At 36.7% G+C, this 16,115-nt stretch carries 18 protein-coding genes; 12 read left to right on the forward strand and 6 right to left on the reverse strand.

Going from position 1 to position 16,115, the window contains the following annotated elements; genetic code table 11:
- The first annotated feature begins 83 nt into the window (after positions 1 to 83).
- The 3 genes from LKL37_RS12595 to LKL37_RS12605 all read left to right on the forward strand — a co-directional run bounded on the left by LKL37_RS12595 (position 84) and on the right by LKL37_RS12605 (position 2,728).
- Positions 84 to 1,259 (forward strand): aspartate aminotransferase family protein, encoded by a 1,176-nt coding sequence (locus LKL37_RS12595; RefSeq protein WP_431611212.1) that lies wholly within the window; start codon positions 84 to 86, stop codon positions 1,257 to 1,259.
- A gap of 188 nt (positions 1,260 to 1,447) precedes the next feature.
- Positions 1,448 to 1,834 carry an START-like domain-containing protein gene (locus LKL37_RS12600; protein ID WP_034696870.1) on the forward strand — a complete coding sequence of 129 codons (387 nt, stop codon included), beginning with the start codon at positions 1,448 to 1,450 and terminating at the stop codon, positions 1,832 to 1,834.
- Between the two features lie 78 nt (positions 1,835 to 1,912).
- Positions 1,913 to 2,728: an aminotransferase class IV gene (locus LKL37_RS12605; protein WP_431610917.1), complete on the forward strand. Its 816-nt coding sequence runs from the start codon at positions 1,913 to 1,915 to the stop codon at positions 2,726 to 2,728.
- Positions 2,729 to 2,812: 84 nt separating this feature from the next.
- On the opposite strand, the gene LKL37_RS12610 is transcribed toward LKL37_RS12605, so the two are convergent.
- Together LKL37_RS12610 and LKL37_RS12615 are read right to left on the reverse strand one after the other, a co-directional pair.
- Complete coding sequence (locus tag LKL37_RS12610) at positions 2,813 to 3,394, reverse strand: N-acetylmuramoyl-L-alanine amidase family protein (RefSeq protein ID WP_431610918.1); 582 nt, start codon at positions 3,392 to 3,394, stop codon at positions 2,813 to 2,815.
- A gap of 101 nt (positions 3,395 to 3,495) precedes the next feature.
- Positions 3,496 to 4,044, reverse strand: coding sequence for a YqgE/AlgH family protein (locus LKL37_RS12615; RefSeq protein ID WP_431610919.1), 549 nt, complete (start codon positions 4,042 to 4,044; stop codon positions 3,496 to 3,498).
- A 24-nt stretch (positions 4,045 to 4,068) separates the two neighbouring features.
- Here LKL37_RS12615 and pdxH point away from each other — a divergent pair, with 24 nt between their 5' ends.
- The gene (gene pdxH, locus LKL37_RS12620; protein WP_431610920.1) at positions 4,069 to 4,710 is read left to right on the forward strand and encodes a pyridoxamine 5'-phosphate oxidase; all 642 of its coding nucleotides are present in this window, start codon (positions 4,069 to 4,071) and stop codon (positions 4,708 to 4,710) included.
- A 271-nt stretch (positions 4,711 to 4,981) separates the two neighbouring features.
- Here pdxH and LKL37_RS12625 read toward each other — a convergent pair whose 3' ends face one another.
- On the reverse strand, positions 4,982 to 5,272 hold the full coding sequence (locus LKL37_RS12625) for an HU family DNA-binding protein (RefSeq protein WP_002976900.1): 291 nt from the start codon (positions 5,270 to 5,272) through the stop codon (positions 4,982 to 4,984).
- Between the two features lie 399 nt (positions 5,273 to 5,671).
- Between LKL37_RS12625 and panD the strand changes: the two genes are divergently transcribed.
- From panD to LKL37_RS12665, 8 genes are all read left to right on the forward strand, one after another.
- Entirely contained in the window at positions 5,672 to 6,022 is a 351-nt protein-coding gene (panD, locus tag LKL37_RS12630) for an aspartate 1-decarboxylase (RefSeq protein ID WP_029294648.1), read from the forward strand.
- Between the two features lie 3 nt (positions 6,023 to 6,025).
- A complete protein-coding gene (locus LKL37_RS12635; protein WP_431610921.1) occupies positions 6,026 to 7,054 on the forward strand; it encodes a lysylphosphatidylglycerol synthase transmembrane domain-containing protein in 1,029 nt (342 codons plus the stop codon).
- Positions 7,055 to 7,232: 178 nt separating this feature from the next.
- Positions 7,233 to 7,808, forward strand: a complete 576-nt coding sequence (locus LKL37_RS12640; protein WP_034698933.1) for a TerD family protein — start codon at positions 7,233 to 7,235, stop codon at positions 7,806 to 7,808.
- Between the two features lie 28 nt (positions 7,809 to 7,836).
- Positions 7,837 to 8,514, forward strand: coding sequence for a TerD family protein (locus tag LKL37_RS12645; RefSeq protein WP_105701141.1), 678 nt, complete (start codon positions 7,837 to 7,839; stop codon positions 8,512 to 8,514).
- Positions 8,515 to 8,600: 86 nt separating this feature from the next.
- Positions 8,601 to 9,239, forward strand: coding sequence for a vWA domain-containing protein (locus LKL37_RS12650; RefSeq protein ID WP_431610922.1), 639 nt, complete (start codon positions 8,601 to 8,603; stop codon positions 9,237 to 9,239).
- A 17-nt stretch (positions 9,240 to 9,256) separates the two neighbouring features.
- Positions 9,257 to 10,300 (forward strand): TerY-C metal binding domain-containing protein, encoded by a 1,044-nt coding sequence (locus LKL37_RS12655; protein WP_431610923.1) that lies wholly within the window; start codon positions 9,257 to 9,259, stop codon positions 10,298 to 10,300.
- The gene (locus LKL37_RS12660; protein ID WP_431610924.1) at positions 10,300 to 11,577 is read left to right on the forward strand and encodes a PP2C family serine/threonine-protein phosphatase; all 1,278 of its coding nucleotides are present in this window, start codon (positions 10,300 to 10,302) and stop codon (positions 11,575 to 11,577) included. Before LKL37_RS12655 ends, LKL37_RS12660 begins: the two co-directional genes overlap by 1 nt.
- A gap of 4 nt (positions 11,578 to 11,581) precedes the next feature.
- Positions 11,582 to 13,093, forward strand: coding sequence for a helix-hairpin-helix domain-containing protein (locus LKL37_RS12665; protein ID WP_431610925.1), 1,512 nt, complete (start codon positions 11,582 to 11,584; stop codon positions 13,091 to 13,093).
- A gap of 218 nt (positions 13,094 to 13,311) precedes the next feature.
- On the opposite strand, the gene LKL37_RS12670 is transcribed toward LKL37_RS12665, so the two are convergent.
- From LKL37_RS12670 to tyrS, 3 genes are all read right to left on the reverse strand, one after another.
- Complete coding sequence (locus LKL37_RS12670; RefSeq protein ID WP_431610926.1) at positions 13,312 to 13,752, reverse strand: GNAT family N-acetyltransferase; 441 nt, start codon at positions 13,750 to 13,752, stop codon at positions 13,312 to 13,314.
- Positions 13,753 to 13,772: 20 nt separating this feature from the next.
- Positions 13,773 to 14,294 (reverse strand): 3'-5' exoribonuclease domain-containing protein, encoded by a 522-nt coding sequence (locus LKL37_RS12675; RefSeq protein WP_431610927.1) that lies wholly within the window; start codon positions 14,292 to 14,294, stop codon positions 13,773 to 13,775.
- A 231-nt stretch (positions 14,295 to 14,525) separates the two neighbouring features.
- Entirely contained in the window at positions 14,526 to 15,725 is a 1,200-nt protein-coding gene (tyrS, locus tag LKL37_RS12680) for a tyrosine--tRNA ligase (protein WP_431610928.1), read from the reverse strand.
- Positions 15,726 to 16,115 lie beyond the last annotated feature (390 nt).

Here is a 16,115-nt window from a genome sequence, read left to right on the forward strand (position 1 = left end):
TACTCACTGGTCTTTTTTGTGGATTAATTTCAGCGTTTAATGAATCTTTTATAGCTTTGCTGAAATTTTTGGAGACAATGGAAATGCATAAAGATTTTTTTATATATCAGGCTCAGACTACAAAATTTGCTGCAGGTTTTGAAGTAGAGAAAGCAGTAGGGAGCTATATTTACGGTACAGACGGAAAAAAATACCTTGACTTTGTAGCAGGAGTTTCTGCCAACACACTGGGGCATTCACATCCTAAAATTGTGAATGCGATTAAAGAGCAGACGGATAAATATCTTCATGTCATGGTTTACGGAGAATATGCGCAGGAAAAACCTATCGCATTATGCAGACTGCTTGCAGAAGCCACTCCGGGTCCTTTAGAAGTTACTTACCTTGTGAATAGCGGGGCTGAAGCCATTGACGGAAGTTTGAAACTGGCAAAACGATATACCGGAAGAGAAGAAATTGTTTCCTTTAAAAATTCCTACCATGGAAATACTCATGGTGCTTTAAGTGTTTCAGGAAACGAAACCCACAAAAGAGAGTTCCGCCCTTTACTGCCGATGGTTTCTTTCATTGAATTTAATAATGAAGAAGATTTCGATAAAATCACAGAAAAGACCGCTTGTGTTATTCTTGAAACGATTCAGGGAGCAGCTGGCTTTCTGGTTCCAAATAACGATTATCTGATCAAACTGAAGATAAGATGTGAGGAAGTAGGAGCTCTTCTGATTTTGGATGAAATACAGCCGGGATTTGGGCGTACAGGAAAGTTATTCTCTTTCGAACACTTTGGAATCGTTCCGGATATTTTGGTAATGGGTAAAGGAATGGGAGGAGGAGTTCCTGTAGGAGCTTTTATGAGCTCAAGAGAAATTATGGAAACCCTTTCACATTCACCTAAACTTGGCCACATTACCACTTTTGGAGGAAATCCACTCATTGCAGCAGCAAGTTATGCTACTTTAAAAGAAGTACTGGAAAGCGGTTTGATGAATGAAGTGGAAGAGAAAGAGCAGTTGTTCAGAGAACTTCTGGTTCATCCAAAAATTAAAAATATCAACGGTAAAGGGTTAATGCTTGCTGTAAATCTCGGAACACCGGAATATACTCTTGAAGTAGCCAAAAAATGTATGGAAAGAGGCTTGGTGGTTTTCTGGCAGCTGTACAGAAATGAATACCTGAGAATCTCTCCGCCGCTTACATTATCGAAGGACGAAATCAGGGAAGGATGTCAGATTATTCTTGATATTCTGAACGAAAATTAAAGATAAAATCTCTCTGAAATGGAGAGATTTTTTTATGCTTTACATGGCATCATTAGGCGTTAAAACTTAATATAATAAAGATTTAAATCCAGTGATAAATATCATACAGATTCTATAAAAAAGTAATTGTTTTTTTGCGTAATAAAAAAATTAATTTATATATTGCGGGACGATAAAACAAAGATTATATGGCGAAACATAAAGTCCATTACGAATTTCCAATGCACTGTTTATCAGAGATTTTATATGAATATCTGGCAACTGCGGAGGGATTGTCTGAATGGTTTGCGGATGAGGTAACAGAGAAAGGCGATGATTTCTTTTTTAGCTGGGGCGGAGGACCTGCTGAGAAGGCCACTTTGATCAGATATAAGCCAGAAGGTTTCGTACGTTTCAGATGGGAAGAAGATGAAGGAACAAAAAATTTCTTTGAAATGACAATCACAATTGATGATATTACAGAAGATCTTGCTTTGAATATTACAGATTTCTGTGAAGAAGGTGATGAAGAGGAAAATGCAATGTATTGGGAAAATCTTATTGAGAACCTAAGAATAAAACTAGGTGCGGCGTAATACCGGGCTGTATTAAATGATAAAACTGATGAACGATTTATCGTTCATTATTTTTTTGTAAATAAATCACATCAAAAATTGGAAAATCAATATTTTACATCAGACGAGTTAAATGTAAATAACAGAGCCTTTCTTTGGGGAGATTCAGTGAAGGTTTCTTTCTTTGTAAGAAATGGTGGATTGATCATGGACGAAGAATGCTATTTTTTTCTGATGGCTTCCATGAGAAAGATGAGAATGAATATTCCTCTGACTTACACACTGGAGTTTTTCCAGATCCTTTTTCAAAAAGAAATTATTGAAGGTAAAGGAATCAAGAACGGAATTATCAATTTCCAGGTATTCAGAAATAATGATGGAGTGACATTGGCAAAGTCTTCTGTTTCCTATTTTTACGAAGTTTCAGAAATGACAGATGTGCTGGCAGTTCATGAAAGACCTTTGGAATTGGATTTGATTAAAGAAATTAACGTTAATAATAACCTTCTTAGCAATATCAGGGTTCACTGTCCGGAAAATATCTACGGAGCAATTTATGCGCAGGAAAACGACCTTGATGACGTGATTCTGTTGAACCCTAATAAGAGAATTGCACGTACCACTGTGGGAAATCTTCTTTTTTTGGAAGGTAACGTTATTAAAGTACCAAAGCAGACTGAAGGAGCCTACATTTCTCCTTTGATGGAAAATTTTGTTACTTTTTTACATAAAAATAACCTTGCCGATATCCAGGAACACGAGATTATCGCGTTTGAATCTCAGAAAGCTGAAGAAATTTTAATGATTTCTGACGAGAAAGGGATATTCTCTGTAGGTAAGATAAGAAATAAGACTTTTGAATACTCCCGTTTCTCAGAATTGGTGGAAAGCTGGAAGAAAAGTTTTAATCAATAAAAAATTGACAAACCCGGTAAACAACAAAGTTCCAGAAGTCCTTTACCGGGTTTTATTCTGATTGAATCAGAATTTGTATTTTATTTAGTATTCGTTGATGATTTCAACAAATTTCTGTGCAATTTCTTTTTGCCCCTCCGCACTGGTAAGATATTCTCGGTCCTGTGTATTATTGATAAATCCTAGTTCTACCAGAACAGCAGGAGCTTTCGTTTCTCTTAAAATGTGAAGATTGCGCCCTTCTATTTTGCGGGCATTGAATTTTTTAGAAATCTTTTCAGCCAACTGTTTTGAGCTCTCAGAATTCTGAACAAAAATTTCAAATCCATGCTCAGGAGTTTCTTTTTTGAGATCTTTGTTAACGTGAAGTGAAATGACTATTTCCGGATTCAGTTTATTGATTTGATCTGTTCTTTCAAAAAGAGTAGGGAATTTGTCAGAATCTCTTGTCAGAATGATTTCATATTTGTTTTGAGATTCATTAATCTTCTGAATTTCTTTAGCAACATTTAATGTGATATTTTTTTCTGAAAATTCACCATAAGTAGCCCCGGAATCATTTCCGCCATGACTGGCATCTATGACAATATATTTTTTGTTAATAGGAGTAAATGATAAAAATGCAGTAGAAAATATTGATAAAGCAAGTAATGTAATACCTTTCATATCAGTGATTTTAGTTTTCCAAAGAACGGAAAAAGTTTCTTTAAAATTGGTTAAAGGAATCTTAAACTTTGTTAATTGTTTAATTGATATGAAATTGATTATTAATTCAGTGAAATATCTTCAGGTGAATTGGCCCAAAGAAGAAATTCTCCTCCAAGATTCTGCATAATAGACTTCCAAAGCGTCTGATCATTAGGAAGTGTATAATCTAAGTTGTAAACATCCACTACGGTCCACATCTTCCTTTGAACTTCAGCATCCAGCTGGCCGGGAGACCATCCGGAATATCCTGAAAATACTTTAATGTGCTCAATATCCAGTTCGCTGCTCAAAACCGCATTAATGATACGTTCAATATCTTCAGTAAGGTAGTATTCATCGGAAATGTCTGTGTATACTTCTGTAACTCTTTTGCCTTTTACGATGAAAAACACCTTATCATTCTCTACAGGGCCTCCATCATATACCTCAATTTTAAAGTCAAAAAAATCTTTGAACTTACTACTCATCTGGCTGTTCTTTTTATTCAATATCAAACCAAATGCACCACTTTCATTATGTTCAATAACCAATACCACCGATCGTGAAAAAATATCGCCGGAAATGTCAGGTGTCGAGATTAATATTTTACCTTTGTATGAGTGATTCATACTCAAATTTAATAAAAAATATTTATGGAAAACCTGCACGACAAAAGAAAAGTGTATGATAAATCCCAACTTATTGAAAGTGAGATAAAACAAAATCCAATTGAGCAGTTTAGAGACTGGTTTTTGGAGGCAAGTGAAAGCCCGATGATCTCAGAAGCCAATGCTATGGCTGTTTCTACAGTAGAGGAAGATGGGTGTCCGAGAACAAGAATGGTACTTTTGAAAGCGTATACCCACGAAGGGTTTATTTTTTATACCAATTACAGCAGCAAGAAAGGAAAAGCAATAGAAAATAATCATAAAGCATGTCTGCATTTCTTCTGGCCTAATCTTGAAAGACAGATTATCATCAAAGCAGATCTTGAAAAAGTAGCCGAAAACCTAAGTGATGGTTATTTTCATTCTAGACCAAAAGGAAGCCAGCTGGGAGCTGTAGTTTCTCCGCAGAGTCAGGTGATCCCGAACAAAGAGTTTTTGGAAGAGAAGCTAAAAGAACTGGAGAAGGAATATGAAAATACTGAAGTTCCAAGACCAGCCAATTGGGGTGGATACCTTGCAAGACCCTATGAAATTGAATTCTGGCAGGGAAGACCAAACCGTCTTCACGACAGGATTATTTATGAGCTTGAAGATCTGGATTGGAAGATTTCAAGATTGGCACCATAATGAGAAATTAGAAGCTAGAAATTAGATGTTAGTGATTTGTTTTTTTAAAATATAATACCGGCATTCTGAAAATATAAATTGTATAATATCAATAGAAGCGGGTTTTAACCCGCTTATTTTATTGTGTGCAATGATAGAAAAAGGCGTTAGCCCCAACTTAATAATTCTTAACAGCTTAAAAACTTCTTAATGGTTTAATTTTTTATCACTATTGGAAATAAAAAAGAGCTGTTTCTAAGAAACAGCTCTTGAATTTTTGTAATCTGAATGATTATTTTTTCTTAGCACCTGAAACTGCATTTGATAAATCAGCTCCAGCCTTAAATTTAGCAACTTTTTTAGCAGCAATTTTGATCGGTTTTTTAGTTGCAGGGTTAATACCTTGTCTAGCCGCTCTCTCAGCTACTGAGAAAGTACCGAAACCTACTAAAGAAACTTTTCCATCTTTTTTCTTTAATGTAGTAGTTACGTTACCAATGAAAGATTCTAAAGCAGCCTTTGCTGCAACTTTAGTGATACCTGCATCTTTTGCGATTGCGTCGATTAATTCAGACTTGTTCATAATTTTTAATATTAAAGTTAGTTCGTAATTATAGCAAATATAATACTATTTTCTAATTGTGCAATTTTTTTATTAAAACTTGTAAAATTTTTTTGCTTTTGAGCTAAATCAGTTAAAATATGATAATTCCACTTTTCACAGAAAATCTACGTTACAGGTTACTAAAATCATGCCAAATGCTTATGTGTATTGACTTTAGCAAAAAGTTAATATTATTTTTCGTATTTATTAAATCCTAAATTCTGTATAAACAATTAATTTTTTTGACCATATGATTATTAAATCTATAAGTAATTTTCAGAATCCTTGTGTTTTATAAAATTAAACCCCTGTGTTTGTGGGAGTTTTAAAATGATACTAAAGACCTGTTTTATTAATTTTTATTAATAAATTTGCATCATGTTAATAGAAGTTTTCAAGTCTAAGATTCATAGGGTGAGAGTAACAGCCTCTGACCTTAATTATATAGGGAGTATAACAATAGATGAAGATCTTATAGAAGCTGCCGGTCTGGTAGTAGGAGAAAGGGTCTATATTGTGAATGTAAACAACGGAGAGCGTTTTGATACCTACGTGATCAAAGGGAAGAGAAAATCCGGAGAAGTATGTCTGAACGGGCCTGCAGCAAGAAAAGTACAGAGAGATGATATCATCATCATTATTGCTTATGCACAGATGACCCCGGAGGAAGCAAAAGACTTCCAGCCGAAGATCGTTTTCCCGGATGAAAAAACAAACCTTCTTACGTAGTCCATGGAGAAAACATCAAAAAGCCCGGTAAAATCAATACTTACAATCGTAATATCGCTTGCTTTTGCAGGCTTTTTTTTATGGCTTGCCTTAAGAGGCCTGGATTTTAAAGTGATTCAGAAGTCTCTGGCAAAAGCAAATTATCTTTGGGTCTTGTTTGCATCCGTATTTGGTCTTCTTGCCTATTGGTTTAGAGCGATCCGCTGGAATCTGATGCTGGAGCCAATGGGACACAGAATTTCAAATTCCAATGCGCTTTGGTCTATATCATTTGGATATCTGATGAACCTTACCATCCCCAGAAGTGGAGAAGTGGCAAGAGCGACGGCTTTATATGGAGTAGAAAAAGTACCTGTAGATAAATCTTTCGGAACGATCATTTTAGAAAGAGTAGTAGATCTTATTTGTATGATGGGGTTTTTAGGATTGACTTTATTGTTTAAATATGATGCAATTCTGTCATTTTATAAAAATTCTGGAGTCAATATCAATCCTGCTAAAATAATATTAGTCCTTTCAATTCTGATTGTAGGAACAGTCTTATTTTTTGTATTTAGAAAGAAACTTTCTGAAGTTCCATTTTTAGGAAAAGTGGTCAGCTTTATTGATGGTATTTTTCAAGGGATAACTTCCATCTTTAAATTAAAAGAAAAAGGAAAATTCATCCTTTATACATTAGGAATCTGGATTTGCTATTATTTAGCTGCTTACCTGGTGTGCTTTGCCCTTCCTGAAACCTCAGCATTTACCTTTGCAGACGGTTTCTTCATTATTGTAGTAGGAACATTGGGAATGATTATTCCTGCCAGTGGAGGAATTGGAGCATATAATCTTGCGATGAAGTATGGTTTCATGGCACTCTTTATCTCTGTAGGAAAAAGTGCAGACTTCGGAGGTGAAATGGGACTTACCTATTCCTTTATTTCTTTACCGCTGCAGATTGTGATTATGCTGGTAATGGGACTGATTTCCATTCCTATGCTGGCAAAGGCAAGAAATAAAGCAGTAGCCGATAAAGAATTCGAAAATTAATTCAATACATTTTTAAATATACAAGGTTCAATTTTTTCATTGAACCTTTTTTTGTGGCCATTTTGTGACTTAAATAGTTTTAAATTAAGCGGTATCGAACATTTTTTCATCAATAAATTTGGTCAATTCGTAAATCACTTCTATCTTAATGCAAAAAATAATCATAATATAAAACACTATGGCAATTAATCTACAGAAAGGGCAAAAAATCGAGATAGGCTTGACTAAAATGACGATTGGATTAGGCTGGGATCCGAATGAAGGAACCGGCTACGATTTTGACCTGGATGCTTCTGCAATCATGATTGATTCTGACAGAAAATTAGTAAGTGAAGAATATTTTGTTTTTTACAATAACCTGAATTCTCCGGACGGAGCTCTTACCCATACAGGGGATGATCCCAGTGGTAAAAACAGTGATGGCGACGATGATGAAGCCATTATTATTGATCTTGATAAAGTAGATTCAAGAGTGGAAGAGATTCTTTTCGTGGTAACCATCGAAGATTTTGAAAGAAGAAGACAGAATTTCGGACAGGTGAGAAACTCTTATATCAGAGTGGTAGATAATCATTCCAATCAGGAAATTGCAAAATATGAACTGGATGAAGATTTTTCTATTGAAACAGGAGTGGAGTTTGGAAGGCTGTATAAAAGAAATGGAAGCTGGAAGTTTGAAGCTTCGGGAATAGGATACAGAGCAGATCTTGGTTTCTTCCTCGAAAAATATTACAAGGGACAAATCATCAAATAAAATCATCAAATACACAAAAACGATAACTATGGCAATCAATTTACAGAAAGGACAAACGATAGATTTAAGAAAGAATGACCGCGGGGAAAGCGTTTATGATCTTTCAAAAGTAACCATCGGATTAGGATGGGACGTAAGAAAACAAGGCAGTGGATTCTTTGGAAAACTCTTTAGTAAAGAAGCCGAATATGACCTTGATGCAGTAGCATTTCTTTTAGACGGCAACGGGAAAGTAGCCAATCTTGGAAGAACGGTACAGACCAATGACGGAAGACAGATGGGGCTTTATCAGGGAGATGTGGTGTTCTTCAATTCTATGCAGCACCCAAGCGGGAATGTATGGCTTACGGGAGACAACAGAACCGGAGCAGGTGATGGTGATGATGAGCAGATTATTGTGAAACTGGATCAGCTGGATCAGAGCTATCAGAAAATTGTGTTCATTGTTACCATTTATCAGGGAAGAACCAATAACCAGCACTTCGGAATGATCGAAAATGCATTTATCCGTGCGGTAGATGCTTCAGGAAAAGAAATTACAAAATACAGCCTCTCTGGCGATTCAAGTATGAATGGTAAATGTGCAATGGTTTTTGCAGAAGCATACCGTCATAACGGAGACTGGAAATTCCGTGCTGTGGGAGAGCCGCACAATACAGATAACTTTATCGATATTCTGAGACAGCAGTACGCTTATTCCAACTAGATTTTTAAATTTTTTCAACTCACATAAAAGCCGGCTTGGAAGTCTCCGACTCCCTCCGCCGGCTTCAGAATTAATACTTGTCTATAATGAGCAGGAGATTATTAGCTTATTTTTTACTTGATACTTCGGGGTCTATGAACGGAGAACCTATTCAGGCTTTGAACAATGGTTTCAACGGTCTTATCAGTATGCTGCGTGCAGATCCGCAGGCGATGGACAGCTTGCATTTAAGCGTCATTACTTTCGATAGAGAGGTTAAGAATATTATACCCTTAACTGATCTGGCGAGTTTTTATCCTATGGAGATTACTTGTCCGGATAGTGGACCAACCCATACAGGAGCGGCTTTGGAAATGGTTTCCGAACTGGTTCAGAAAGAAATTGTAAAAGAATCGGCCGATGCAAAAGGAGACTGGCAGCCATTACTGTTTATTTTTACGGATGGAAAGCCTTCGGATATTCAGAAATACAGACAGATGATCCCTGTGATCAGAGGACTGGAATTTGGTGCTATCGTAGGGTGTGCTGCAGGTCCGAAAGCTGATGAACAGTTTCTGAAAGAACTGACGGATCATGTCGTAAAGCTTGATACTACAGACGCTATTACTCTTTCTTCCTTTTTCAAATGGGTGAGCTCTTCCATTACACAGGGAGGACAATCACAGAATACGGGAGAAAATATCACATTACCTCCGCCACCATCGGAGCTTACTATTATTATTTAAAAAATTGTCTTTACATCATGAGAAGACTGCCTATTTATTTTTTAGTAGACATCTCCGAATCTATGGTAGGAGAGCCTATTGAGCAGGTACAGGAAGGTATCGCCAATATCATCAGGGAATTAAAAAAAGATCCCTATTCACTGGAAACCGTTTATATTTCTGTGATAGGTTTTGCAGGAGAAGCGGAAGTGATTACCCCGATGCAGGATATTATCAGCTTTTATCCGCCAAAAATTCCGATTGGAAGCGGAACATCACTTTCTCAGGGATTAATCAAAGTAATGGATTGTATCGACAGGGATATCGTAAAAACAACCTACGAAAGAAAAGGTGACTGGAAACCTATTGTCTTCCTTTTTACAGACGGTGTTCCCACTGATGATGCTACCAAAGCCATTGAAAGATGGACTCATAAATACAACGGGAAATCCAATACGATTGCCGTATCTATTGGGGAAAATACCAATTATAAACTGCTTGGTTCTCTGGCAGACAATGTTTTGCTATTCAATAATTCCGATGAGAATTCTTACAAAGAGTTTTTCAAATGGGTAACGGATTCTATTAAAACGACCAGCCAGAGCGTTACAGAAGCCAAAATGGAAGGAATTAATTTGTCTAAAATCGATTCCATGATTCTTGAAAAAGTAGATCCTGAAATGGAACAGAGATTCCCGGATAATAATTTTGTAGTACTGAACGGTAAATGTCAGGAAACGGAAAGGCTTTATCTGATGAAATTTAAAAAAGCATTTGCAGAATCGAGCATACCGGGAATGGCTACAAGATATTACAGATTGGATGGAGCTTATAAAATTGATGAAAAATCCTACTACAGACTTTCCTCAAATCAGAAAACTCAACTTAAAATCAATATTGAAGAGTTGGACGGAGGAACATCATGTCCTCACTGTGCAAATCCTATCGCTCTCGCTACCTGCTCATGTGGAGGAATTCACTGTCTGAGAGGAGAAGGATACAGCAAATGTCCATGGTGTGGAACTTCCGATTATTATGGATTTTCCGGTGGAGGATTTGATATTAACAGAACTCTGGGCTAATGATGGGTAAATTTTTCAGGAAATCAGCTGCTGAATCCAAACCGAAAACTATGGAGCAGACTCTTATCTATAAAGAAAAAGAGGAATTCAAAGACGTTCATTGGATGTTGAAAAATGCCAATGCCAAACAGTTTTATGAGTTCAGTTTCGATATGGAAGACTTTCCAAACATCAAGATTCAGAATATTGGAAACTTGGAAGAAACAGGACTCACTTTTGAAAATAATACAATTTCAGGAACTCCCGTGACGAATAATATGTATCATCTGGATGTTCAGTTTTATCACGTTCATGATCAAAATCAGATGGAGACCAAAAAAATACAGTTGTTTGTCAACGCAGATCCGAAAGATTTGTGGAAAAATATTCCAAGCGATAAAAATGCTGCTTTTTATAAATCGGATGAAGATGCATTCAAAGGTTCTTTTTCAGATAAAAAAATTGTTGTGGCTTCCAAAAGAGGCCGCTCCCACGCTCATGAAGGGAAGTTTCGTGAAGATGATTTTGCTGTAAATATTCTTTCCAATGGCTGGAATATTGTTTCTGTCTCAGACGGAGCAGGCTCAGCTAATGCTGCAAGAGAAGGTTCGAGAGTGACAACAACAACGATCAATCAGTTTTTCAGTTCGCATGAGATTTTAAACCAGATTGAAAACAATATCAATGTTCTGTATACCGTCCAATCTTCCGGTGAAGAACAATCGGAAGCTCAACAGAATATCATCCATATTTTATCGGAAAGTGTCTTAAATGTTTATCACACGTTAGAAAAAACCGCGGCAGAAAATACCCTTTCAGTAAATGATCTGCACGCTACACTTATTTTTACGTTGCTTAAAAAGTTCAGTTTCGGATATGTTATTCTGAGCTTCGGAGTAGGAGACTGCCCGATCAATCTGATTAATTCAGATTTTTCTGAAGTCAGACTGTTAAACCAGATGGATGTAGGAGAATTTGGCGGAGGTACCCGTTTTATCACCATGAAAGAAATTTTTAATGATAAAATAGCTTCCCGTTTTAGAATTACGTGTGTGGAAGATTTTTCTTATCTGGTATTGATGACGGATGGTATTTATGATCCTAAATTTACTACAGAAAATAAACTGGAAGACATAGAAAGCTGGAAACTGCTTTTTGAAGACCTTGCCGGAAATAACGATGACCGTACGAAAGTGGATTTTATCAACGATAAAAAAATTGATGAAGAACTTTTAATCTGGTGCGATTTCTGGAGCAGAGGAAATCATGATGACCGTACATTGGCCATAATCTATTAATACCATGAAAAAAACCATTAAGGTTGTCTCTGTTCTGGACACAGCCAAAACCTATGAATATGTAGATGAAAACCCTATCCGGGGCGGAGTGAAAGATGTTTACTTTTCGCCTGATAAAGACTATGTAGTGGCTTTCTACCGGAATCCGCTGGATGAAGGGCAAAAAGAGAGAATCATGAGAATTGTTTCCACTTATCTGCAGAGTATACAGAATGGAAATACTTCAGACTACTTTCTGAACGAAATTTTCAGATGGCCTTACGATATCGTAGAAAGAAATAAGCTCACAGGAATTGTGGTTCCTGTTTATCACCATAAATTTTATTTTGCCAAAGGATATATTGGTTCAGATAATATCCAGGGACAGGATAAAGTGGGGAAGTGGTTTACTGCTCCCATGTTCAGAAATCAACAATATCCTTTAAGACTGGATCAGTCAGAACTGGGGGATTGGCTGAGCTATTTTCAGATTGCAGTCAATATCAGCAGAGGGGTGAAAAAACTGCATCAGATGGGGCTGGCACATTCCGATTTATCATATAATAATATTCTGGTAGATCCAGTGACAAAATCTGCCTGTATTATCGATATTGACGGCCTTGTTGTTCCCAAACTCTTTCCGCCGGAAGTGATAGGAACTGCCGATTTTATTGCTCCTGAAGTGTTGAAAACAAAACATCTGAATCTGCAGGATCCGAACAGACATTTACCCAATCAAAAAACAGATCTGCATGCTCTTGCTGTTTTGATTTATATGTATCTGCTGAGAAGACATCCGCTTCGTGGAGGGAAAATCTGGGATCTGGATTCCGAGCAGGATGAAATTTTATCCATGGGAGAAAAAGCGATGTTTGTAGAACATCCGGAGAATAATTCCAATCAGGTAAAAGCAGATCATTTAAGAAAATGGGATGCATTCTGGGGAGATCCTCAGAAAATTCCGTATACCGTTACAGGTCCTTATATTTCAGAATTGTTCCGGAAAACATTTATAGAAGGATTACATGATCCCATCAGACGTCCCACGGCCAATGAATGGGAAACTGCTTTACTGAAAACAGTAGATCTGATTCAGCCTTGTCAGAATTCCAATTGTACCGAAAAATGGTATGTCTTTGATAATACCAGCAATCCAAAATGTCCGTTCTGCGGAACATCCCACCAGGGAACATTACCGGTTTTAGACTTATATTTTAAATTTGATGATGAAGTATGGAAGCCAGAAAATCACAGGCTGATGGTCTATCATAACCAGTATCTATTCAAATGGCATGTTTCCAGAAAGGTCATAAGAAATGAAAACCTGACCATGCAGGATAAAATGCCCGTAGGATATTTTACATTCCATCAGGGAAAATGGGTATTGGTAAATCAAGGGTTATCCGGAATGAAAGATGTTACAGAGCAAAAAGAAATCCCGCCAGGTTCTATGGTAGAACTCACCGATGGTAAAAAGATACTTTTGTCTTCAGAAGAAGGCGGAAGACTGATCTATGTAACCTTGGCAAATAAATAAGCAGTCATTGCGAATGCAGTGAAGCAATCTCAACTTTTTCAGATCTCACAGATTACCGTGGCTATTTGTGCTCGTTTATTTGTGAGATTGGTGTTTGATCAAGAATAATAAATGCTAAAATTGATTTTAGCATTGTCCATATTCAATAGAAATGGGCTTTAGCCCGTTTAAAAAATAGATTTAGATTCCAATGGATTTAGCCAAAACTTAATTTTCCATTACTCTCTTTCCGTTTCCATAAAATAAGAATACTGATCTTCATCCACGGTTCTGAAACCAAGACTTTTATAAAGATGCTGAGCTTTATTGGTTTTTAAGACACTTAATGATACCGTTTTTCCAGCTAATGAAGCTTCCTCCAGAATATCCTCTAAAATCTTTTTTCCAAGACCTTTGCCTTGCTGGCTGGGATCAATCTGAAGCTGCAGCACCTCAATGTTGGTAAACGTTCTATCTACTTTTAACAGTCCGATGGGTTGATAATCTAAAAGAATAATACTGGCTTTTTCAAACTGATACAGAACTCTTTGCATTGTCGTTTCTCTGTCCGTAGAAAGCCCTGAAGTTTCATAATGAGGATTCATGGTTTTCATTCTGAGATTGAGAAGAAAATCAATATCAGTTTCATCAGCTTGTTTATAACGCAGGTCAAGATTCATTTTCAAAAAAATTAGAGTTCTTACTTCAATGCAATTTTTAGTCCCATTTCTTCTTTCATGTGCAGCAAAACCTCTGCATTTCCTCTGGCATCATCTACAGGATTGTGGGTGTGTTCTGTCTTGCGGAGATGTTTCCATTGGGCAAAAGTATCTTTTTCCAGCCCGCAGTAAAGATCAGAAAGTCTTCTGGAAGAAAAACCAAAAGGATTTCTTCCGATAAAATGATGAAAATACCAGCAGATAAACATCCAGTCGAAACCATTATTATCACTGATGAAAATAGGCCTGCCTTTGGAATGGGTTTTAATCCAGTCTTCAAAAGCCAGCATTACAGTCTCAGGATCATCAAAGCTCATTGTTTCTTCCCTGCTGAAGCCAGAAACTGCTAAAGCACCAGGATTAAATTTCTCAGAAACAGGTTTCAGTTTCCCATAAAAAGTAGTATCCAGTTCCTCATTTACAAGTACTGCCCCGAAACAGACCATTGAAAAATCTCCGGGAATCGGGCCATCCGACTCTATGTCAACCATAATGTAGCTCATTGGAAATAGTTTTTAGCAGGACGAAGATATTGAAATAAGTTGAAGGAGGGAAGCGAAGCGGGAAGAAGGAAGCTTGAGGATGGAGGAGCGAAGCAGGAAGTTATTTTTGTGTTGTAAAGAACTTCTGTATTTTTTTAATTAATAAATAGTTTCAAAAGTATTTCAATCAAAAACCTTCATAAATTCATCGTGTGACAAAAACCTCCTTCTCCCAGCAGCCATCCTCCATCCTTATGTCAATTCAAAGAAGCCTCTTTTTCCGATTTTTATTTTAGTTTGAGGGATCAGTTCCATTTCTTGATCAGAGTCCGTTATTTTAATCGTATTGATCTGAATTCCTCCATTCTCAATTAATCTCCGGATGGCTGATTTGCTAAGATCATTTTTAAGCTGATGACAAAGTTCAACTAGAGAAATTTTATTTTCGATGCTTTTCAATGAATCAATAAGAACCGGTTCATACACTTTCTCTTCAAAGTTTTTATTCTGAAACTGATTGATAAAAAACTGTTCTGCATTTTCAGCCGAAGCAGAATCATGGTACTGGCTGATGATATTTTTTGCAATCAGTTTTTTAATATTCATAGGATTTTCACCCTCTTTTATTCTGAAAAGAAGTCCTATTTTTTCTTCCATAGAAAAATCTGTGGTCAGGTTGATAAATTCTTCAATTAAATCATCGGAAATCGACATGGTTTTTCCAAACATTTCATTGGGCTCATCTGTCAGTCCGATAATGTTGTTCAGAGATTTACTCATCTTTTCCTTTCCGTCAAGACCTCTCAGCAATGGCATACACATCACAATCTGAGCTGGCATTTGGTGCACTTCCTGAAGCTGTCTTCCCATTGTACAGTTGAAAAGTTGATCCGTACCACCCATTTCAATATCACATTCTATTTTTACAGAATCAAAACCCTGAAGAATAGTATATACCAGTTCATGCATGGCAATAGGCGTATTTTCTGTAAACCTTTTATTAAAATCATTACGGTGCATCAATTGAGCAACGGTCACTTTTGAAAGCAGCTGAATCACCTCCGAAAAATTCAGAGCGTCCAGCCAGTCAGAGTTGAAAACAATCTTCGTCTTCTGTACATCAATTACCTTGGAAAGCTGATTGATATAAGTCTGTGCGTTATGCTGCACATCTTCAGCACTCAAAGGTTTTCTTGCTTTATTTTTTCCGGTGGGATCACCAATTCTCGCCGTAAAACTTCCTACGACGATAACAATCTGATGTCCCAATTCCTGAAACTGTTTCAGCTTTTTTAAGACCACAGCATGTCCCAGATGCAGATCCGGAGCGGTAGGATCAAATCCCAGTTTGATAGTGAGTTTTCTGTTTTCTTTGTTGGCTTGAGCTAGTTTTTCTTCCAAGCCGTTTTGAGGCAGAATAATAGCTGCATTTTCTTGTAATGAATCAATCATGTTGAATAGTTTTAAAATGAAAAAAGCCCGGACAAGTACTGTCCGGGCTCTATATATACGTTAGATTATTTTATTGGATTACAGATATAGAAAGTCTTCCCGAACGATAGCTCGGAGTGTAATATTCTGTGAAGAATGGAAGACGTAATATGCTGTTAAGATGTTTCATTGCGATCAATATACAGGAATTTCCTGAGGAGCCAATATCTAAACCATTAAGATACATTGCAGGGTTATAACAAGATTTGTTTTTAAGAAAAAACTTAACCATCCATCAATCTTAATGGCTTAAAATAATGGTTCAAAACAATTTTACTTGCGGTTTTTGAAGCTAATTTCATGCCATAAATCCCCTAAAAGCAAAATACAGCAGAAAGATATATAAACCGT

Source organism: Chryseobacterium sp. 'Rf worker isolate 10', from assembly GCF_050753305.1.
Classification (GTDB): Bacteria; Bacteroidota; Bacteroidia; order Flavobacteriales; family Weeksellaceae; genus Chryseobacterium.